Below are 19,722 nucleotides of genomic sequence, written 5' to 3' on the forward strand. Positions count from 1 at the left end.
CGCATGACCACGATCACCGTTCTGACCAACCCGGCCGCGGGCCGTACTGCGGCACAGGCCGCCGAGTCGGCCATCGCGCATCTGCGCGCACGCGGACTGACGGTGACCCACCACGCCGCGTCCTCGGTATCCGAATCGCACGCATTGGCACAGGAGGCCGCGCGCACGGGCGCCCGGGGGATCGTCGCGGCGGGCGGAGACGGTCTGGTGAGCATCGCACTCCAGGCGGTGGCGTCCACCCCGGTGGCCCTTGGCGTGATCCCGATCGGTACCGGCAACGACTGCGCCCGCATGCTGGATATCCCGTTGGGAGACCCGGTTGCCGCCGCCGAGGTGATCGCTGCCGGCAAGACCCGGGTGATCGACGCCGGACGGATCCAATACGACGGGAACACAACATGGTTCGCCACCGTCGTGGCATCGGGCTTCGATTCGTTGGTCAACGATCGCGCCAATCGGATGAGCTGGCCTCGGGGCCCTCGCCGCTATGACATTGCCATCGCGTTGGAGGCGGCGAAGCTGCGACCCCTGCCGTTCCGCATCGAGTTGGACGATCAGGTAGTCGAGACCGATGTCACCCTCGTCGCCGTCGGGAACGGAACGTCGTACGGCGGCGGCATGCGCATCTGCCCGGGCGCCGTTCTAGACGACGGGCTGCTGGACGTGACGGTGGTGGCGGCCGGCGGACGCCTCCGGCTGCTGCGACTATCCCCCACCGTCTACAAGGGCACCCATGTTGACCTGCCCGAGGTAAGTACCTTCCGGTCGCGCCGAGTCCGGCTGACGTCCACAGACATCACCGCCTACGCCGACGGGGAACCGGTGGCACCGCTGCCTGTCGACATCGACGTCGTTCCCGGCGCGCTAACCGTCTTCGCCTAACCGGCCTTCTCGGCGAACAGGAATGCGGAGTGTGGTGTCGCGTCGGCCAGGTCTGCGGGGATGCTGCGGCCATGCCGCTCCAGCAGCGCGGTGGTGGTCTCGCTGGTCACCTGCCATCCGCGGCCGGCAAGGAATTCTCCGGCGTCGGTGCGGTCTTCCAGGTACCACAGGTCGGCCACGCTGGGTATCTCCTCGTCCTGCAGCTTCTCCGCTGCACGCCGAAATGCCTGGCCGCGTTCACGTTGCCGCTCAATGATTTCCGGGTCAAAGAAGCCTTCACCGAAGTTCTCCACACCGATGCGGCTGCCCGGTGCGCTCAGTGAATTCACCCGCTCGAACAGCAGGTCCTGCGCCGCGGGAGGCAGGTACGGCAGGAGACCCTCGGCGATCCACGCCACCGGCCGGGCAGGGTCAAATCCGCTGGCCTCCAGCGCGGCGGGCCAGTCGTCGCGCAGGTCCACGGCCACCGGAACATGGCGGACACGGGGCGTCGCACCTTGAGCATCCAAGGTGTCCGCTTTGAACGCGAGCACTGTGGGCAGGTCCAACTCGAACAACACCGCATCAGCCGGCCAGTCGAGTCTCCAGGCGCGCGCATCGAGCCCGGCGGCCAAAATCACGCCCTGACGAATCCCCGCTTCCCCGGCATCACCAAAGAAGTCGTCGAAAAACTTGGTGCGGCAGGCAATATAGGACCGCATCGCGGCGATTCGGTCGAGTATCCGGGGCTCGGCCTCCAACAGTGCGGCGGGCGGTTCCCCGTCGAAACGGTACATATTCCATACCCCGTCGCCGGCCGCGGTGAGAAAGTGCCCGGCATACGGATCGCTGATCAACGGGTTGTCGCTGCGGGTTTCCGCGTCCCTGGCACTGGCGACCCCCAACGCGGTGGTCCCCACACTCTCGGTGATCTCCCAGCTGTCTCCATCGCTTCGCGCCATGACTTCCTTTGTACAAGAAGTTTCGGCAGGCACGTCGAATCCGCAGTGCACCGTCCGTCAGACAGGTAGAGAGTGGAACAGAAGGTTCCGCTCGCACAGTCATCACGGAGGTATGACCATGCACTACTTAGCCCTGCTGATCGGCTCCGAGCGGGATCGCACACCCGAAGAGGGCGCCCAGGAAATGGCGGACTACCAGAACTTTCACGCCACGGCGGCATCGGCGATCCGCGCCGGTGACGCATTGTTTCCCGCTGCCGAGGCCGTCCGGATCACCGGCGGACCCGATGCTCCCGTTGTCACCGACGGACCGTTCGCCGAGGGCGCCGAGGTGGCGGGCGGCTATTACGTGCTGGAGGCGGAGAACCTCGATGATGCGCTGGCACTTGCCCGGGACATCCCCGAGGCCAAACATGGCGCGGTCGAGGTATGGCCGCTGGCCGGCTGCTCGCAAGAGTTCAACGGGCAGGGCACGCAGAGTTGGCTCGCGCTTCTTCTGGAGCCACCCGAACGCGCATATCTGCCGGGCAGCCCCGAATGGGAGGCCGTGGCGGCACAACACGGGGTGTTCGGCGAGAAAGCAAGCGGGCACATCAAGATCGCCGGTCCGCTGCATCCTCCGTCGACGGCCACCACGGTGAGGGTGCGTGACGGAGAGACCCTGCTCACCGACGGCCCCTATGTCGAGGGCGCCGAGATCGCTAACGGTTTCTACGTGTTGACCACCGACGACCGCGACAAGGCCGTCGAACTCGCGGCGCAGATTCCGGCGTCGGCCGTGCAACTTCGCCAGCTTGCCGGCGTCTCGGGGCTCTAGGCGCACCTCATGGTCTTCGCGCAAGCGGCTCATCGAGAATGACCGATCTGGACGGCGTCTTTCGGCGGGAATGGGGACCCACGGTCGCTGCCATCGCGCGGTGGTCGGGGGACCTCACCATCGCCGAGGACGCCGTCCAGGAGGCATGCAGCGACGCGATCCGCACCTGGCCGCGCGACGGCGTGCCCGATAACCCGGGCGGCTGGCTGCTGACGGCGGCCCGCAATCGGGCACGCGATCGGCTCCGGCGCGAAACCCTGCGTCCGGGAAAGGAACTGGCTGCCGTGGTAGACGACATCACCGCCCGGACGGATGTCTCCGATCCTGCTCCCGTCCGCGACGACGAGCTGCGAATGATGTTCACGTGTGCGCACCCGGCGCTGGAAAGAACGTCGCAGTTGGCGCTGACCCTGCGTCTGGTGTCGGGTCTGACGGTCGCCGAGATTGCCCGCGCACTGCTACACAGCGAGGTCGCGATCGGACAACGCATTACCCGCGCCAAGGCCAAGATTCGCACGGCCAACATTCCCCTGCGGGTTCCGCCGACCGAGCTGCTGCCCGAACGCACCCCGCATGTACTCAGTTGCATCTACTCGGTGTTCACCGAGGGCTACTGGTCGACAGGTGGACCGTCGGCCATCCGGGACGAGCTATGCGACGAGGGCGTGCGCCTGTCCGGCGAGCTGAGCACGCTCATGCCCTACGAGCGGGAAGCCAATGCCCTGGCTGCGCTTGTGCTGCTTCATGATTCGCGACGTCTCGCCAGAATCGACTCATCCGGAGCGCTGACACCGCTGGAGGAGCAGGACCGCTCTCGCTGGAATCGCGACCGGATCGCCCGCGGTCTAAATCAGTTGGAGCGAGCTGCCGGTTCGACCGGTCCGTACCTGCCACAGGCCGTGATCGCCGCCGTGCACGCCACCGCCACGTCCTGGGAAGCGACCGATTGGCGTGCCATCTGCGTCGCCTATGACCGACTCGCCGCAATGACGGATTCCCCCGTGGTGCTGGTGAACCGGGCGTTGGCCATCGGACTGCGCGACTCCCCTACCGCGGGATTGATCGCATTGGAGAAAGTCGCTCACGACGTCCGTCTGACGCGATCGAACCTGGTGGCCACCGTCCGCGCCGATCTGCTGCGGCGCGCCGGACGCCATACTGAGGCGCTCTATTGGTACCAAAAAGCGCTGTCCACCAATGGTTCTGACCCGGGCCGGGCGTTTCTGCGGCGCCGCATCGCGGAGTGTGGCGGCTAGCGACGCCGATCACCCTTGCCGTTGATCGTCAATCCACGTCTGTGTCGGCGATGCCCAGAAGTCATGGTTGTAGCTGTTCCTGCAGTACAGGCTGTTGTCGGCCATGGTGGCGCACTGAACCCCCCGATACTGGACGTAGGACTTTGGCGGCAACAGCCTCTGGGCCCGACCGGTGACGAACGCCGGCTGGTTGGTGCTGTCGAGATGAATGGCGTCATCGAAGTTCGCCTCGTATCCCTGCTTGAACCATCCGATCTGATTAGTGCCCGCAGGCGTGCCAGCGAGGTTGCCGCTGCACCCGAAGTCACCCCACTCCCAGATTCCGCAGTTCAGCCCGAAGGGCGTAGAGAACCACACACCGTCGACCTCGGCGTCCCGGAATCCCTGGTGGTCAAGTTTCTGAAATTTGTTCATCTCGATGTTGGGGAACGGGACGGGATACGCGGACGCCGGAATGGCGTTGCCCAGCACAAGTCCCACCACGGCAATGACGAGCAGAGTCAAACGTCCGAACAAAGTCCATACCTCCCGACGACAACCACTCTCGCAGTGTAGGTATCCGAGATCGTTACCACGCGCGTTCGCACAATATCCACGCAAGAAATGCGCCGCTCCTGGCATGCCGCATCACATTGCTGCACCACCGCCTCGGCATCCCCGGAAACGCCGGCCGGCACCACCACAGCCAGCGGCCCGCTGATGCGCACCGATACCCGCAGTCAGGTGCCCACGGCAACACGGTAGGACGGGGCGGTCTTGGTGGCTACGGTCTCGAGTACCTAGTCGCATGGGGGATGCAGACGGCCAGCAGGAAACGGCACAAGCCCCCATTTCCGGCTAGAAATGGGGGCTTTGTGCGAATGCTCGTGCGCGGAGGTCAGGCTTCCAGGAAGTTCCGGGTCACGCCCGGGTCGACCTGGATGCCGGGGCCCGTCGTGGTGGTGACGACGATCTTCTTGACATAGCGGCCCTTCGCCGAGGAAGGCTTGGCGCGCAGGACCTCATCGAGGACGGCACCGTAGTTCTCCGTCAGCTTGTCGGCGTCGAACGAGGCCTTGCCGATGATCAGGTGAAGGTTGGAGTGCTTGTCGACGCGGAAGTTGATCTTGCCGCCCTTGATATCGGCGACAGCCTTGGCCACATCGGGAGTCACGGTGCCGGTCTTGGGGTTTGGCATCAGGCCACGCGGGCCCAGGACGCGGGCGATACGACCCACCTTGGCCATCTGATCCGGGGTGGCGATAGCGGCGTCGAAATCCAGCCAACCACCCTGGATCTTCTCGATCAGGTCGTCACTGCCGACCACATCGGCGCCGGCGGCAGCAGCCGCCTCGGCCTTGTCACCCACCGCGAAGACGATGACGCGAGCGGTCTTACCGGTACCGTGCGGAAGGTTCACGGTGCCGCGGACCATCTGGTCAGCCTTGCGGGGGTCAACGCCGAGGCGCATCGCGACCTCGACGGTGGCGTCGTACTTCTTGGACGAGGTCTCCTTGGCCAGCTTGGCGGCTTCAAGAGGGGTGTACAGCTTGTCGCGTTCCACCTTTTCGGCGGCTTCGCGATAAGCCTTGCTGTTCTTGCTCATGGGAATCCAATCAATTCGTTGGGTTGTGGTTCGCGGGCCGAAGCGGGCCCTACCACTGGATTAGCGGACTGCACGACTTCTGCTGTCGCAGTCGATCCGCCTGCAGTTACTCGACGGTGATGCCCATCGAGCGCGCGGTGCCGGCAATGATCTTGGCGGCGGCGTCGATGTCGTTGGCGTTCAGGTCTTCCTTCTTGGTCTCAGCGATCTCACGCACCTGATCCCAGCTCACCTTGGCGACCTTGGTCTTGTGCGGCTCGCCGGAACCCTTGGGCACACCGGCGGCCTTCAACAGCAGCCTGGCAGCGGGAGGGGTCTTGAGGGCGAACGTGAAGCTGCGGTCCTCGTAGACACTGATCTCCACGGGGATGACGTTGCCGCGCTGCGAGTCGGTCGCAGCGTTGTACGCCTTGCAGAACTCCATGATGTTGACGCCGTGCTGACCGAGCGCGGGACCGACCGGCGGCGCAGGGTTGGCTTCGCCGGCCTTGATCTGAAGCTTGATCAGCCCGACGACCTTTTTCTTCTTCGGGGCCATTGGGGTTTTCCTTACTTTCCTTCCGCTCCGGGCGGGGCCGCCCGGAGTTCCCGGACCGTCATGCAGTCCGAAGTCCTGTTAGAGCTTTTCCACCTGGGTGAAGTTGAGCTCGACCGGGGTCTCGCGACCGAAGATCGACACCAGCACCTTGAGTCGCTGCTGTTCGGCGTTGACCTCGTTGATACTCGCGGGCAGCGTCGCGAACGGGCCATCGGTGACCGTGACCGACTCGCCGACCTCGAAGTCGACCTCGATGACCGGTCGCTCCAGTCCACCCGCCTCGGCCGCAGCGGCCGACGCTTCAGAGCCCTTAACGGCCTTCTTGGCCGGAGTCTGCGGGAGCAGGAACTTCACCACGTCGTCAAGCGACAGCGGCGACGGGCGCGAAGTCGCGCCGACAAATCCAGTGACGCCGGGGGTGTTGCGGACCGCACCCCAGGACTCGTCGTTGAGCTCCATTCGGACCAGGATGTAGCCGGGGAGCACCTTGCGGTTGACCTGCTTGCGCTGGCCGTTCTTGATCTCGGTGACCTCCTCGGTGGGCACCTCGATCTGGAAGATGTAGTCGCCGACGTCCAGGTTCTGCACACGGGTCTGCAGGTTGGCCTTGACCTTGTTCTCGTATCCGGCGTACGAGTGAATGACGTACCACTCGCCCGGTTCACGGCGTAGCTGAGCCTTCAACGTGACGGCAGGGTCGGCATCCTCGTCGTCTTCCGGGGATGGCACCGTCGCCTCGGTACCCGACTCTTCCGCGGAGGGCTCGGGGGCAGCATCAGGCGTGGTGCTCTCGTCGACCACGTCAACCGATACGGCGGTGTCCGCGGTGTCTTCTGGCTCGCTCGCAGCGTCGCCGTCGAAGGTCGTCACCGTTCGTCCTCTCGTCTTGCTTCTCTACCCGAACACCAGCATGACCAACCGGGCCAGGCCCAGGTCGATCACACCGATCAGGGTGACCATGAATACCAGGAAGACCAGCACCACCGTGGTGTAGCTGATCATCTGCTTACGGTTCGGCCAGATGACCTTGCGCAGCTCCGCCACCACCTGCTTGAGGAACACCCAAAGCTGGACGAGCGGGTTACGCGACGGGCCCGTCTTGTCTTTTTTCGTGGCCGGCTTCTTGGCTTTCTTCTTCACCTCGCCGGTCTCGGAGGCCGCCGATTCGCTGAGCTCAGTGGCGACAGTGCTGCCGTCGGAGGCGTCAGCACGGCGGGTCCGCTTGCCCGTCGGGCGAAGCGGTTTGGTCGAGGCGACGGCCCGGTCGGTGTCGATTCCGGACTCGTCTAGCTCGTCGCTCATTCCCTTCCGTACCTCTCTTACCCTTCGGCGAGTGTCTCTTCGTTCATGCTCTGTGTTGCAGGGGTGACAGGACTTGAACCTGCAACCTGCGGTTTTGGAGACCGCTGCTCTGCCAGTTGAGCTACACCCCTAAGCGGCTGGCATGCCAACCCGGTGGCCGGGGCCTTACACAACACACGCGCCTCCCGAGTACCCGACAGGCGCGTTGTGGTGGGAAAACCCCGAATCTTGAGTGTACCCCGAGGCCATCCCCAGACTGAAATTGCCAACCCGAAAGCCACCTCCCGGCGAAGCCGGTATCAAACTCAGATGAGCTTGATATCGGCCATCCGGTCCGAGTCGCGACCCATCAGAGTGGTGAACGCCTCCATGACGAGTTCGCCGGCCTGGTTGCGGACGATGTTGCGGGTGGTAACGATGTCCACGCCGAAGGCCTCCTTGTGGGAGGACACCTGGAAATCGCAGGACAGCTCGTCGCCCTCGGTGATGGGCTTGTGGTACACGAACTTCTGTTCGGAATGCACGATCTGCATGGTGTCCATCCCGACGTCATAGGTGCGGAAGAATTCCTTCTGCACCAGCAGCGCCATCACCGCCGGAAAGGCCAAGGGCGCGATGAGACCCTGATGTCCGAGTTCGGCCGCCGCCTTTGGCTCGAGACTCGCTGGGTCTACCGCTTTGACCGACTGCGCAAACTCGCGGATCTTCTCCCGGCCCACCACGTAGGTCCTGGAGTACTTGTGCGTCATTCCGACGATATCGAGTTCCAGTGCCATGATTACGCCAGCGTCGCCGTCGCGACAGCGCGTCCGAAGATCTTCTTGCCGTTGGTGGTTGCGGTCAGCGCGATGGTCACAGCCTTCGTGTCCGCGTCGACGGACTTCACGCGGCCGTTAAAGACGATCTCCGCGCCGACACCATCGTTGGGGACGGTGACGAAGCTGGTGAACCGCACGTTGTACTCGGTCACTGCCGCCGGGTCGCCGATCCATTCGGTGACGTAGCCCCCACCAAGACCCATGGTGAGCATGCCGTGCGCGATCGCGCCGTCCTCCAGGCCAACCAGCTTGGCGGTCTCGTCATCCCAGTGGATGGGGTTGAGGTCACCGGAGACGCCCGCATAGTTGACAAGGTCCTGACGAGTCAGGGGAATCATCTTCTCCGGCAGCAAGTCGCCCACATTGACCGAACTAAATTCACGCAGCGCCATCAGTTGAACCCGCCTTCTTCTCCGTCTTCGTCGGCGCGCCCGGCAAGAGTCGTGAACAGCTCCTGCACCAGCTCACCCTGGTCATTGGTGATGAGGCTCTTAGTCACGATGATGTCTGCGCCAAACGAGCGTCGGATCGATTCCACGTAGACATCGCAGTACAACGTGTCGCCGGCCTTGATCGGGCGCAGCATCTTGAACCCCTGGTCAACCTGGACGATCTTCTCGTCCTTGATGACGACGTTTGTGGCCTCGAAGAATGCCGCCTGGGCGGTGTATCCGAAGACGCAGAGGAAGGTGGGCGACGCCACCAACGCATCGTGGCCCAGTGACGCGGCACCGGCCTCGGTGTGGTGGGCCGGGTGCTCGCTCTTCACCGCCTCGGCATGTTCGCGAATCTTCTCCCGCTCAACCACGTACGAGTCCGGGTATCGGTGATGCATCCCGACGAGATCTTGCGATAAAGCCACGAGCCGGAACCTACCTACTGATGTTGATCGATACCAAGTAAGGCATGCCTTCTCACGTCGCCTTGCGGCAACCCGAGTGCCTACTGACTAGCGGGATTCCTTGTGCGGCTGATGAGACTTGCAGTTGGGGCAGAACTTCTTCAGTTCCAGCCGGTCCGGGTCGTTGCGCCGGTTCTTCTTGGTGATGTAGTTACGGTGCTTGCACGTCTCGCAGGCCAAGGTGATCTTGGGCCGGACGTCTGTACTGGAGGCCACTGCAGTTGCCCTCTTTCGGTTCGTTGTCGCTATGGTTCACGGGTGGTAGCGGTGGGGAGGCTCGATCTCCCGACCTCACGATTATGAGTCGTGCGCTCTAACCAGCTGAGCTACACCGCCTTGACGGCATCTCCGGCCGAGCTCAGCAGCTCAGCCGCCCTACTCGCCCGGTGCCCACCGAGCCCCCTAACGGAATCGAACCGTTGACCTTTTCCTTACCATGGAAACGCTCTACCGACTGAGCTAAGGGGGCATAAAGCCCTCACGAGGGTACCCGTTGCCGTCGGCGGAACCAAAACGGCCAGTCACCTGCCGAGCGGAGCCAAGTCTGCGGTGTTCAGCGCCATGCCGAGGACGTCATAGAAGCCCTCACTGGTTTGGCGGCTGGCACCGCTGCGGGCGGGGCACCGCGATCTGGGTATCCGTGCCATCGATCCGGTGGGAGAAAAGTTGGATCACCTGGAGCGTCAGGTTGGGGTACCTCGCTACGCACGTCATCGAGACCGTGTCGGATCAGGATTGTTTAGTGCATCGCCTCTGCATAACGAAACGAACCACACGTGCCTCGTGCCGGGAGGAGTCGAAATGATCACGCGAACAAACACCCATAGCGACACTCTGGACGTCGACCTGCTCATTCTGGTCGAGCCCGGCACTGGTCGCGACCTTCGCGAACATCCAGGTGAAAATAACTCAGCCGCACCGATTTTCGAGGCAGTTCGAGTTGCCGGATGCACTGTCGCACCCCTGCACCTCAACGCGGCGGGCGTACCGCCCCAGCTTCGATCCATTTTCGTCGTCACCGCGCCCGCCGGCCCCGAACTCGACGCACTCGCCGAGCGGCTACGGACGCTGCCGGGAGTCACCACTACCTACCTGGAATCCATCGACATCCACCCGCAGTCAGTCGGCGTCGGCTCATCTCCGGTGAGACCCGGCGCCTACACGGGCGGTATCGAACCGGCCTCACGGCCCCTCGGTGCCTGCCCCACCCCGGTATCGGCCAGGCTAGCCAGCTGATACCGACGAAGAAGGGGCCGTGCGGCGCCGCACGGCCCCTTCTTGCCTGTGTACTGCTACTGGGTACCCGCGTCCGGAGGGGCGATATGCATTCGCCCCTCCGGCTCGACAACAATGACGCCTGAAATACTAACCAGCGCAGCAGTATTCACGCCGCTACCGGATACCAGCGATCATCGATGAAGATTCCGCGGTATCGAACGAGTGGTCAACTATCTGTATTCGGCAGCGGCAGGCCGGATTGCAGGTCGCTTCCGTCGCCCCTGCGAACGAAGTAGTCCGCTACTCGTGTGGCATCTGTCCACCGCGTCTACGGTTCGAGAAGAACCGCCACCCAGAGGAGCCGATCATGACAATGCTTGAACGACAAGCAATCCGGCAACCGTCGAACACACCCACCGCCAAGGTGGCGGCCGGCGGCACTGCCGGCGCGATCTCGGTGGTCCTGGTATTCATCCTCGGCAAGTTCGATGTCGTAATACCCGGAGACGTCGGCTCGGCCATCACCGTCCTCTTCACCGTTGCGTCCAGTTACCTGGTGCATGAACGCACCGTTCTGCGCCAGCCGGTAACAAAGAACGCCGCAGCGGACTGAAAGCGCCGCGGATCGTTGCGCTGTGCCTATTCCCGTGGGTTGGCGAGATCGCTCCACACGATCTTCGCGAGCTGATCGCGGTCGGCGACATCGAGTTTTATACACGCCCGGTAGATGTGGCCCTCGATAGTCCGCACCGACAGCGTCAGACGCTCGGCGATCTCACGGTTGCACAGCCCTTCCCCGATGAGCGCCGCGATTTCCCGCTCCCGTGCGGTGACCGGCAGCGGGCGTGCAGCGGCCCGGATCGCGGGCGTGGCCGCCCCGCCGCACTGGCCGGCGATCCGCAGTGCGCGCGCGGCAGACTCGGCACTCTTGCTTCGCTCGCCGGCGCGGCTGAGCAAGGCCACCGCCTGCGCCGCGGCATCCGCCGCCGACAGCAGCAGGCCCGCATTCTCGAACTCGTCACTGACCGCGTCCAATGCCGCGGCATCCGAGGTGCCAACGGCGAATGCGTGCCGTGCGTACAGCCCCACCAACGGGCCACGCACACGCGGGACAAGCGATTCAAGACGGCGCGCCACGGTCCGGTCACCGAACCGTGCCGCATGGTGCAAAGCCTCGGCCTCCACCGCGTATTGACCGGCGGTGTGTGCGGCATCGGCCGCGCGTCGGGCGGCGTCCACTGCCGAGCGGTCAGCACCGCGCGCCGCGGCGAGCCATGATTTTGCGATCAACAATTGCGGGTCGTGTAACGCCACAAACTGTCCCGAATGCTCCCCCGATTCGGTCAGCACCCGCTCGGCGTCTTCGACCTTCCCTAGCGCGGCGTAGGCACGTGCCAGCAGTAGCCGGGCGGGAAGCTGCCAAGGCAGCGGCCTCTCGGCGTTGAGCGCGGCCAGAGCTTGTTCGATGGACGAGATCGCGGTCGGGAATGCGCCGCGGTGCACGGCAACGAGGCCGGCCATGATTCGTGCGATCGCCCACGCGAGAAATTGTCCGGCAGAGGAGAACTCGGTGTATTCGGTAACGCGGCGGTCGGCGAGCCGGAGCTGCCCCGTGTACACGAGTGCCAGCACGTCGCAGTAACGCACCATCACCGCGATCATGCCGTCGGTGGATCGTTTCTGAGCACGGCATCTCGCCGCGATCGGCTCGAACTCGTCACCACGTCCAGCCACGGGCAACGCGAGCCCGATGCCGAATGCCGCGAATTCGACTGCCTGCCGAGGAGCCTCCGGGTCCGCCAGCACCAGGGTCGCGGCGGCGAGCCCCTCATCGAATTGGTTCTCATGGACCGCCAACGCCGCCCCCGTCGCGTCGACGACCAGTTTCAGGGCAGGGTGCTGCACCCGTTCACGGAGCAGCGCCATCAGCTCATGCGCACGCCGCACATCGCCCATCGACCAGAACGCGATGGAGACGAGCGGAAGCCCCCAGAGGACCAGCGAGAGCTCGTCAAGCTGGTCGGGATCGAACTCGGCGAGCGCCTGCTCGGCTTCCTCCGGCCGCCCCTGCCACAGCAGGGCGCGGGAGAGGACCTCGGCAGCACGCAGTCCTCCGTCGCGCTCCACCGCGCACCGCGCCAGGTGCTCCCCGACGGGCAGGTTGGACAGGTACACGGCGTCCTTCGCGGCGGACACCAACAGAGCCGGGTCGGTGGCTTCGTCGCTGTCGACCGACAGCTGCGCCAGCCGGATGCGCTTGGCGGCCGAGTCGATATCGCGGTCCCGGAGCACCCGCACAAGCTGACCCCGTAGACGTCGTCCCGAGGCGGTTCCCACCCTGCGCCGAACCACCTCGCCCAACATCGGATGGCTGAACCGCACATTGATCCGTCGGCTATCGGATTCGACGCGGACGAAGCCGGTGAGCTCCGCACCATCCAGCGCGTCGCCCCCGGCGATCTCACACAACGTGTCGAGATCGAGCGGTTCACACAAGGACAGCAGTTTCAGTACGTTGAGCACGTCGCCGTCCAACTGCTCGAGACGGTCTCCGAGCAGCGCCGCCAACCCCGACGGGACAACCGTGTTACCGCGCAGCTGCCACACCCCGTTGACGGCGGTGAGAGACCCCGCCTCGACAGCACCTTCGACCAGATGCCGCAGGAACAACGGATTCCCGCCGGATGACTCCCACATCACGTCGGCACTCAGCCCTTCGAGCGCGCCGCCAAGCACCGATTCCACGAGTGTGACGCTCTGCTCCTTGGTGAATGCCTCGAGCTCGAACCGGCGCAGATAATCGTCTTTCCACAAGGCGGTGACCGCATCCGGGACGGGCTCGCCGCTACGCACGGTGGCGACCAACCGTCCCGCGTGGCCAACGGCGATCTGATGCAGCAGCGTGGCGGAGAGGTCATCCAGGAGATGCGCGTCGTCGATCCCGATGATCGGATATGGCGACGCGACAATGGATTCCCGCGCGGCGGCGATGAGCGCAGCCGGGTCGCGCGATCCGGTCGTCTGTATCCAATGTGCGAATACACCCAGCGGAATGCTCCGTGACGACTCGGTGCATGCCACCCAGCGAACCTGGCCTTCCAACGAGTCGGTGACGGTACGCGCGAGGGTTGTCTTGCCGACCCCGGCGGAGCCGACCAACACCACCCCACACGACACACTGTCCGCCAGCGTCGAGCGAACGGCCTCGAATTCGGTTGGGCGGTCTAGCAACTGCCAGCACCCCGACATGGAGATTGAGTCTAGATCGCGATGCCGGTTTGCGTGGGCCAGTCCGCGCGACGGTTTGTCCTGCGCGGCAGGTTCGGTGATCGTACGTGTCATCGCAACCATCTCAGTCCGGAATATCCTCGACACCGGCCGGCTCCATCCGCGACACCCCGTTCTTCTCATGCCGAAAGTTGCTGGAGGCCTCGTAAACCCGCAGTTTCAACCGATTGATCGATCCGAGTGGTCGATGTGTCGCGAGGGCCCGCCACGAATTGAAGGACAGCACGTCGTCACCGAATGCTCGCCGCTCGGCGCCATATGAATCTTGCACGGGGAAGACGATTTTAGCGATCCCCCGGTGCGGGGAGTCCGCCTCCGGCCACGGGACGGTGGCGTCCTCGAGCGGCATGACCTTGGCATCGGTGCACAGTTGCGCCCGCAGCTCGTACTCAGCACTGTTGTGCTGGAAGAATTCTGCTACCAGGTGACGGAACTCGTCGTCGTCGATGCTGTCCGGCAACAGCAGCCCCTCGAGGTCTCGCACGGACTTCGACAGGGGTACGTAGCTGAGCTTGGCCACATATTCCCCATACCGCAGCGGCGCCGAGGAGTAGAAGGTATCGCCCAGAATATGGGTATTGGGCCGCACGAATACGGCTACCGATTCCGGCAGTGAGAGTCCCACGCGTGGAAGAACTTTCGCCACCGCACCGAGAAGGTTGCTACCCAGCCTGAGGGCGGTGTCCGGAAGGCGCGCTAGCAACCACGCCGTCGGCATTCCCCGCCGAAGATATGCCTTCGCGTCCGCGAAGAGAAACTCACGGTGGGTCACCAAGACGAAATCCTGGGTGGTGGCGTCGTCATCTGGGAGAGTACGCGGACCCGTCACCCCCAGAACCTTGATGCCCAGGCCCCGCACGCCCCGGATCCGGTCGCTGCGCAGCAGGCCGGACGTGGTGGACAACCTAGAGATGACCGGATACGTACCGGGCGTTGAGAACAGACCCTGGCGCAGCTGCGGCGGCAAGTCCGGATAGACCGTCAGCTCACCACGCAAGATCCCGTGACTCTTCGCGTGCGCGTCGCGGACGGCGTGCCGATACCTCCGGAAGGCCCGCTCATTGTTGGTGTGCAACACCTTGATGATCTCGTCGATGGCTTCCTCCTCGCCGGGAGGCACCGCACCCATATTGTCGTTGTACCGGAGGTAAGTATGTGTCGTATCGAGCGATTCACCCGTTGTGCCCATCGCGGTCCAGTCCTCCCGTTGTAGTGGTCCGAGATAATCGACATCCATCGGACCCGATGACTTGCTCAGTCTCGTCAATGACGACACCGAGCGCATGAGTACACGACTACTCAATCCTGCGCCGCGGCTCGGGCTGATGCGGGTGAAATGGCGAGGTATTCCCGATGCCACCGGATGTCCGAATTTCATGGGGATCAAGTAGTTCAATACTCATGTTCCAACCCGCTGGAATTTGTCAGCATTACCGGTATGGCGAAAATAGGCGGACCCGCCAAATCGGCCAGCACATTGGCATCGTGGCTCGCGACGCGAGTCGACCGGTCGATCGGGTGGTCCCGGCTGCCCACGGCACTCGGTATCGCAGTACTCATCGGGCTGCGCAACGCGCTGCGTACCGACAATCTGTTCGATACCGGGCGGGCAGCCGGCGCATCACCACCCCCGGAGAACGCCGACTACCGCGGTGCCCGAACAGTGGACGGCACCTACAACAACCTGGAATACCCGCTGATGGGATCGGTCGGCAGTCGATTCGGGCGTAACGCACCCCTCGCGCAGACCTTCCCCGAGCCCTCCGAACAACTCCTCACCCCCAATCCGCGACTGATCAGTCGCAGGCTGCTGACCCGGGACGAGTTCATTCCGGCAACGACGCTGAACGTGCTGGCCGCGGCATGGATCCAGTTCGAGGTCCACGACTGGTTCAGCCATAACACCACCGAGTCCGAGCCTTGGACGGTGCCTCTCGACGGGGACGATCCGTGGCCACAACGCCCGATGCAGATACGTCGCACCGCACCCGACCCCTGCCCGGATGCGTCAGGCCCCCCCACATTCGTCACGCAGGACACCCATTGGTGGGATGGATCGCAGGTCTACGGCGGCACCCGTGCCGTCGCTGATGCGCTGCGCTCCCGGACCGGGGGCACGTTGCGGCTCGACGCGCTGGGTCTGCCCCCGGCCGACGTCGAAGCGCTGGCCAGCACATCAGAGACCGCCGCCAACTTTTGGGTTGGTCTCGCTATCCTGCATTCGCTGTTCATGCGGGAACACAATGCGATCTGCGAGCATCTGGCCGCCTGTCACCCGGAAATGTCCGATCAGGAGCTCTACGACAAGGCCCGCCTAGTCAACACAGCGCTGATGGCGAAAATCCACACCATCGACTGGACCCCCGCCATAATCGGGCATCCCACCACGGTATTCGCGATGCATACGAACTGGTCCGGCATTCTCGGCGAGCGCTTAAGCAACCTATTCCGCCGTCAGCCACATAACGCTCTCCTGCGCGGCATACCCGGGTCCCCCACAAGCCTGCACAACGTGCCGTATTCGCTGACCGAGGAATTTGTTGCGGTGTACCGGATGCACCCGCTAATTCCGGATCGTTTCGTGTTTCGGTCTGCTTCCGATGATTCCGTGATCGCCGAGCACGAATTGCCCGATCTAGCCGTTGAATATGTTCGGAGCCGATTCAACGAGACGTCGATTGAGGACATTATTTATTCGTTCGGCCGTGCCAATCCGGGCGCGCTGACTCTGCATAACTTCCCGCGCCATCTGCAACGTCTGGAACGCCTGGACGGATCTATTTTGGACCTCGCCGCCATCGATGTGCTTCGGGTCCGTGAGCGGGGAGTCCCCCGCTACAACGAGTTCCGCCGGATGCTGCGTCTGCGGCCGGCGTCGACTTTCGCCGAGCTCACCGACGACCCGGTGGTGGCCAGGGAGCTCGCGGCGATATACGGCGATGTGGAGCGGGTTGATCTGATGGTCGGGCTGTATGCAGAGCCCAAACCGAGGGGATTTGGGTTCAGCGACACAGCTTTCCGAATATTCGTGCTGATGGCGTCTCGACGGTTGGAGAGCGACAGATTCTTCACATCCGACTTCCGACCTGAGGTCTACACCCGGGAAGGTATTGCGTGGGTCAGGGATAACTCGATGCGCTCGGTGCTGCTTCGGCACTTCCCATCCCTGGACGCCGCCCTGGACGGTGTCGCCAATCCGTTTGCACCGTGGACGCCCGCATGGGTCAGCCGGCCGACCGAGTAGTCGAATACTCATGACCGACAAGGATGTTTGGGTTCACAATCGTCAGATGAGCCTCACCGGATTCATGCCCGCGGTGTGCGATGACTAGCCCCGTGCCACGCGGACCCAAGCGGCCATCGGTCATCAGCCCAATGGTCCTGGCCGATCCGCAGACGGCACCGCCGGGCGAGGCCAACGCCTTGGTCACCGACGATGACGACCGCAGGATGGTGCTGATCGAGCTTCTTATCGGCGCCGGTATCGACCCCGATAATGTGCGGGAACAGTTCCTGCACATGTTCCACCGTGTACTGCATAACGAGCCACCCACGCCCAAGCCAGTGGGCCGCCACTATGTGCGATGCCAGCTCACCCCCGATGAAATACAACGCCTGGTCCGCGGCGGCTCCAAATCCACCGGCACCAAGAGCGCACAAGAGGCGCTGCAGCTGATTCGGCGAGTGTGGCCGGATCTGGTGGTCGAGGCGCACCTGGACCGATCGGTCACCACGATCAAAGCGGATGCGGCAATCCGCACCTACGGCTCCGGTGGCGCCGGCGTCGTCTGGGCCGTGCTGGATTCTGGAATCGACGCCAATCACCCGCATTTCGCCGTGAACGGCACTCTCACCGCGGACTCGGTGAAATCTCTACACCGGGACTTCACCCTCTCGCCGGAATCCTCGAAAGGACCACTCGTCGATATCTACGGACATGGCACCCATGTCGCCGGCATCATCGCGGGCCAATCTCCCGCAGACCCGAAGCTGGTCAGGATCGCATCCACCCAACCGACCGCCGAGGGGCTGCCAGAATGGGTGCCGCGCGTTCTGCCTCAGGGCTCACGTCTGTCCGGGGTGGCGCCACACGCCAACCTGGTGAGCCTCAAAGTTCTCGACGATGACGGCAAAACGCTGACGAGCGTGCTCATCGATGCCCTCAACTATGTGCGTGAAATCAACAGCTACGGCACCGATCTACAGATTCACGGCGTCAACCTGTCCCTTGGATGCGGTTGGATGCCACGGGATTACGCGGCCGGTCAAAGCCCGCTGTGCCGCGAACTGGACCTGCTCACCGGGGCAGGCGTGGTGTGTGTCGTGAGTGCGGGAAACCTGGGTGCGGGTACCGCCGCGGCCGGTGTGGGCGCCGCCATTCTCGGAACAACGGCCGATGTCTACGGGCAGCTGTCCACCATCACCGACCCCGGCAATGCCGCCACCGCCATCACCGTTGGTTCGGTTCATCGGTATCGGCCACACACCAGCGGCGTCACCTTCGACTCTTCCAAGGGGCCCACCCTCGACGGTCGGCGCAAACCCGATCTGGTGGCACCCGGCGAGCGGATCACCTCTGCGGCAACCGGTCTCATGGCCAGCGGCATTGACCTGTTGAAGGATGACGGAACCGAAGGAGCCGCCAACTACATCGAGGACAGCGGAACGTCGATGGCGGCCGCGCACGTGTCGGGCGCGATCGCCGCGTTCTTGTCGGCGCGCACGGAATTCGTGGGTAAGCCACACGAGGTCAAGGAGATCTTCCTGAAGGCGGCCGTCGACTTGGGACGCCACGAGTTCTTCCAGGGCGCCGGGCTCATCGACCTGATGCGCGCGTTATCCAACACCTAGCCGACTGAGGACATCATGACAGCGATCGAGGGATTGCCCTACTACGAACCGGATTTCAATGCCGACGGCTCACTCAATGACGCCACTGGCGACGGCGACGGCGGTTTACCCGCCGCGGTGGCAGCCGGGGGCATCACCGATCTGTTCGTGATGTCACACGGATGGAACAACAGCGTGACATCGGCACGCGAGCTCTATATAGCGATGTTCTCGCTGATTGCCGACCAACTCGGCGGCCATACAGACGGTGTGGCTGTCGCGGGAATCAACTGGCCGTCGGTGCTGCTGCCCGACGACAGCCCGGACAGCGCGCCGCCGGTGCCTTCCACTGGCGCACAGCTCGCCGCGGCGCTGGCCCCCCGCTTCCCTGGCCAGGCCGAGCAGCTCAAAACCATGGGCGAACTACTCGACGAGAAACCGCAGCAGCCCGCCAAGCTCATCGAGTTCCATACCTTGGCCTCCGGACTCGTCACCACGCCCGCGCAGTCTGAGGAGGACAGCGGCGAGTCGGCCATCGTGGATGGTGACCCCCTCGCGGTGTTCGGCCAAGCCGCTGCCATGGCACCGAAGTCCACGAGTGCCGCCCAAGGGCTTGGTAATCCATTCACCGCCCTGTGGTCGGGAGCGCGCGAGATTCTGCGCACGATGAGCTATTACGAGATGAAGAACCGGGCCGGAGTCGTCGGTGAGCACGGCCTCGGCCCGCTGCTGGCCGCGCTGTCCGGGCCTACCGGGCCGCCTCGCGTCCACCTCATCGGACACAGTTTTGGAGCCCGGCTGGTGTCGTATGCGCTGGCGGGGCTTCCGAAGACCGGCACGAGCCCGGTCAAGTCGCTCACCCTGATCCAGGGCGCCTTCTCCCACTTCACCTTCAACCAGAAGCTGCTCTTCGACCCGGGCCGTGGCCCGGGCGGCCTCGCCGGGCTCGATAAGCGGGTGGACGGTCCGCTGCTCGCGACGTATACCTCCGCCGACCGCGCGGTCGGCTGGTGGTACCCGGCGGCCAGCATGCTCGCACGGCAAGACAGCCAGGCCGGGCAGGACCTTTGGTTCCGCTGGGGGGCAATGGGTCACGACGGGTACCAACAGGACCCGGCCGCAACGCCACTTGAGCTGTCGGTGGCCGGGAAGCCCTACGACTTTCAACGCGGGAATTTCTACCGGCTTGACGCCAACAAGGTCATTGCCGACGCCAGCCAGTCGGAATTCAGCGGAGCACATAGCGATATCAAGCACCCCGAGGTGGCCTGGGCCATCGTCTCCGCCGCTCGCGCCACCTGATCTACCACCAGACCGCCGGTCGCGGTGCCACCGGGCTCACCGCC

At 64.1% G+C, this 19,722-nt stretch carries 19 protein-coding genes, 3 tRNA genes and 1 pseudogene; 8 read left to right on the forward strand and 15 right to left on the reverse strand.

The genetic code is table 11. The annotated features are described in order from the left end of the window. The first annotated feature begins 3 nt into the window (after nt 1-3). Complete coding sequence (locus FZI91_RS04080; RefSeq protein ID WP_155937359.1) at nt 4-882, forward strand: diacylglycerol kinase; 879 nt, start codon at nt 4-6, stop codon at nt 880-882. Here FZI91_RS04080 and FZI91_RS04085 read toward each other — a convergent pair. Continuing rightward, entirely contained in the window at nt 879-1,823 is a 945-nt protein-coding gene (locus FZI91_RS04085) for a class I SAM-dependent methyltransferase (protein ID WP_155937361.1), read from the reverse strand. The two genes, FZI91_RS04080 and FZI91_RS04085, sit on opposite strands and share 4 nt — an antisense overlap. A 118-nt stretch (nt 1,824-1,941) precedes the next feature. On the opposite strand from FZI91_RS04085, the gene FZI91_RS04090 reads away from it, so the two are divergent. Further along, nucleotides 1,942-2,640, forward strand: a complete 699-nt coding sequence (locus FZI91_RS04090) for a YciI family protein (protein ID WP_155937816.1) — start codon at nt 1,942-1,944, stop codon at nt 2,638-2,640. A gap of 38 nt (nt 2,641-2,678) precedes the next feature. Further along, on the forward strand, nt 2,679-3,896 hold the full coding sequence (locus tag FZI91_RS04095) for an RNA polymerase sigma factor (protein ID WP_155937363.1): 1,218 nt from the start codon (nt 2,679-2,681) through the stop codon (nt 3,894-3,896). A gap of 9 nt (nt 3,897-3,905) precedes the next feature. On the opposite strand, the gene FZI91_RS04100 is transcribed toward FZI91_RS04095, so the two are convergent. The 12 genes from FZI91_RS04100 to FZI91_RS04155 all read right to left on the reverse strand — a co-directional run bounded on the left by FZI91_RS04100 (nt 3,906) and on the right by FZI91_RS04155 (nt 9,509). Beyond that, nucleotides 3,906-4,400, reverse strand: coding sequence for a hypothetical protein (locus FZI91_RS04100; protein WP_243733937.1), 495 nt, complete (start codon nt 4,398-4,400; stop codon nt 3,906-3,908). A gap of 373 nt (nt 4,401-4,773) precedes the next feature. Then, nucleotides 4,774-5,481: a 50S ribosomal protein L1 gene (rplA, locus tag FZI91_RS04105; RefSeq protein ID WP_155937365.1), complete on the reverse strand. Its 708-nt coding sequence runs from the start codon at nt 5,479-5,481 to the stop codon at nt 4,774-4,776. 106 nt (nt 5,482-5,587) lie between these two features. Further along, nucleotides 5,588-6,019, reverse strand: coding sequence for a 50S ribosomal protein L11 (gene rplK, locus FZI91_RS04110; protein WP_155937367.1), 432 nt, complete (start codon nt 6,017-6,019; stop codon nt 5,588-5,590). 78 nt (nt 6,020-6,097) lie between these two features. Beyond that, nucleotides 6,098-6,889, reverse strand: a complete 792-nt coding sequence (gene nusG, locus FZI91_RS04115) for a transcription termination/antitermination protein NusG (RefSeq protein ID WP_162526253.1) — start codon at nt 6,887-6,889, stop codon at nt 6,098-6,100. Nucleotides 6,890-6,913: 24 nt separating this feature from the next. Beyond that, nucleotides 6,914-7,321 (reverse strand): preprotein translocase subunit SecE, encoded by a 408-nt coding sequence (gene secE, locus FZI91_RS04120; RefSeq protein ID WP_155937369.1) that lies wholly within the window; start codon nt 7,319-7,321, stop codon nt 6,914-6,916. Between the two features lie 58 nt (nt 7,322-7,379). Beyond that, nucleotides 7,380-7,452, reverse strand: a tRNA-Trp gene (locus FZI91_RS04125). A gap of 174 nt (nt 7,453-7,626) precedes the next feature. After that, the gene (locus FZI91_RS04130; protein WP_155937371.1) at nt 7,627-8,097 is read right to left on the reverse strand and encodes a MaoC family dehydratase N-terminal domain-containing protein; all 471 of its coding nucleotides are present in this window, start codon (nt 8,095-8,097) and stop codon (nt 7,627-7,629) included. Nucleotides 8,098-8,099: 2 nt separating this feature from the next. Continuing rightward, nucleotides 8,100-8,531: a (3R)-hydroxyacyl-ACP dehydratase subunit HadB gene (hadB, locus tag FZI91_RS04135; RefSeq protein ID WP_155937373.1), complete on the reverse strand. Its 432-nt coding sequence runs from the start codon at nt 8,529-8,531 to the stop codon at nt 8,100-8,102. Continuing rightward, nucleotides 8,531-9,001 (reverse strand): (3R)-hydroxyacyl-ACP dehydratase subunit HadA, encoded by a 471-nt coding sequence (gene hadA, locus FZI91_RS04140; protein WP_162526254.1) that lies wholly within the window; start codon nt 8,999-9,001, stop codon nt 8,531-8,533. The genes hadB and hadA overlap by 1 nt, the downstream gene beginning before the upstream one ends. A gap of 87 nt (nt 9,002-9,088) precedes the next feature. After that, nucleotides 9,089-9,256: a 50S ribosomal protein L33 gene (gene rpmG, locus FZI91_RS04145; protein ID WP_162526255.1), complete on the reverse strand. Its 168-nt coding sequence runs from the start codon at nt 9,254-9,256 to the stop codon at nt 9,089-9,091. A gap of 43 nt (nt 9,257-9,299) precedes the next feature. Continuing rightward, nucleotides 9,300-9,376 (reverse strand) — tRNA-Met (locus FZI91_RS04150). Nucleotides 9,377-9,436: 60 nt separating this feature from the next. Beyond that, a tRNA-Thr gene (locus FZI91_RS04155) sits at nt 9,437-9,509 on the reverse strand. Nucleotides 9,510-9,841: 332 nt separating this feature from the next. Here FZI91_RS04155 and FZI91_RS04160 point away from each other — a divergent pair. Then, on the forward strand, nt 9,842-10,276 hold the full coding sequence (locus tag FZI91_RS04160; protein ID WP_239001810.1) for a hypothetical protein: 435 nt from the start codon (nt 9,842-9,844) through the stop codon (nt 10,274-10,276). A 355-nt stretch (nt 10,277-10,631) separates the two neighbouring features. After that, nucleotides 10,632-10,823: pseudogene (locus FZI91_RS04165) on the forward strand (hypothetical protein); the annotation flags it as partial. A gap of 74 nt (nt 10,824-10,897) precedes the next feature. Here the strand turns inward: FZI91_RS04165 and FZI91_RS04170 are convergent. Continuing rightward, on the reverse strand, nt 10,898-13,507 hold the full coding sequence (locus tag FZI91_RS04170; RefSeq protein WP_155937820.1) for a LuxR C-terminal-related transcriptional regulator: 2,610 nt from the start codon (nt 13,505-13,507) through the stop codon (nt 10,898-10,900). A gap of 103 nt (nt 13,508-13,610) precedes the next feature. Next, entirely contained in the window at nt 13,611-14,735 is a 1,125-nt protein-coding gene (locus FZI91_RS04175) for a catalase family protein (RefSeq protein WP_155937821.1), read from the reverse strand. 249 nt (nt 14,736-14,984) lie between these two features. Between FZI91_RS04175 and FZI91_RS04180 the strand changes: the two genes are divergently transcribed. From FZI91_RS04180 to FZI91_RS04190, 3 genes are all read left to right on the forward strand, one after another. Then, a complete protein-coding gene (locus FZI91_RS04180) occupies nt 14,985-16,790 on the forward strand; it encodes a peroxidase family protein (protein WP_155937375.1) in 1,806 nt (601 codons plus the stop codon). Nucleotides 16,791-16,870: 80 nt separating this feature from the next. Beyond that, nucleotides 16,871-18,397, forward strand: coding sequence for a S8 family peptidase (locus FZI91_RS04185; RefSeq protein ID WP_155937376.1), 1,527 nt, complete (start codon nt 16,871-16,873; stop codon nt 18,395-18,397). A gap of 15 nt (nt 18,398-18,412) precedes the next feature. Continuing rightward, nucleotides 18,413-19,678: a serine/threonine protein kinase gene (locus FZI91_RS04190; RefSeq protein WP_155937378.1), complete on the forward strand. Its 1,266-nt coding sequence runs from the start codon at nt 18,413-18,415 to the stop codon at nt 19,676-19,678. The last annotated feature ends 44 nt before the right edge of the window (nt 19,679-19,722 follow it).

It is taken from the genome of Mycobacteroides sp. CBMA 271 (genome assembly GCF_009729205.1).
In the GTDB taxonomy this organism is placed as follows: Bacteria; Actinomycetota; Actinomycetes; order Mycobacteriales; family Mycobacteriaceae; genus Mycobacterium.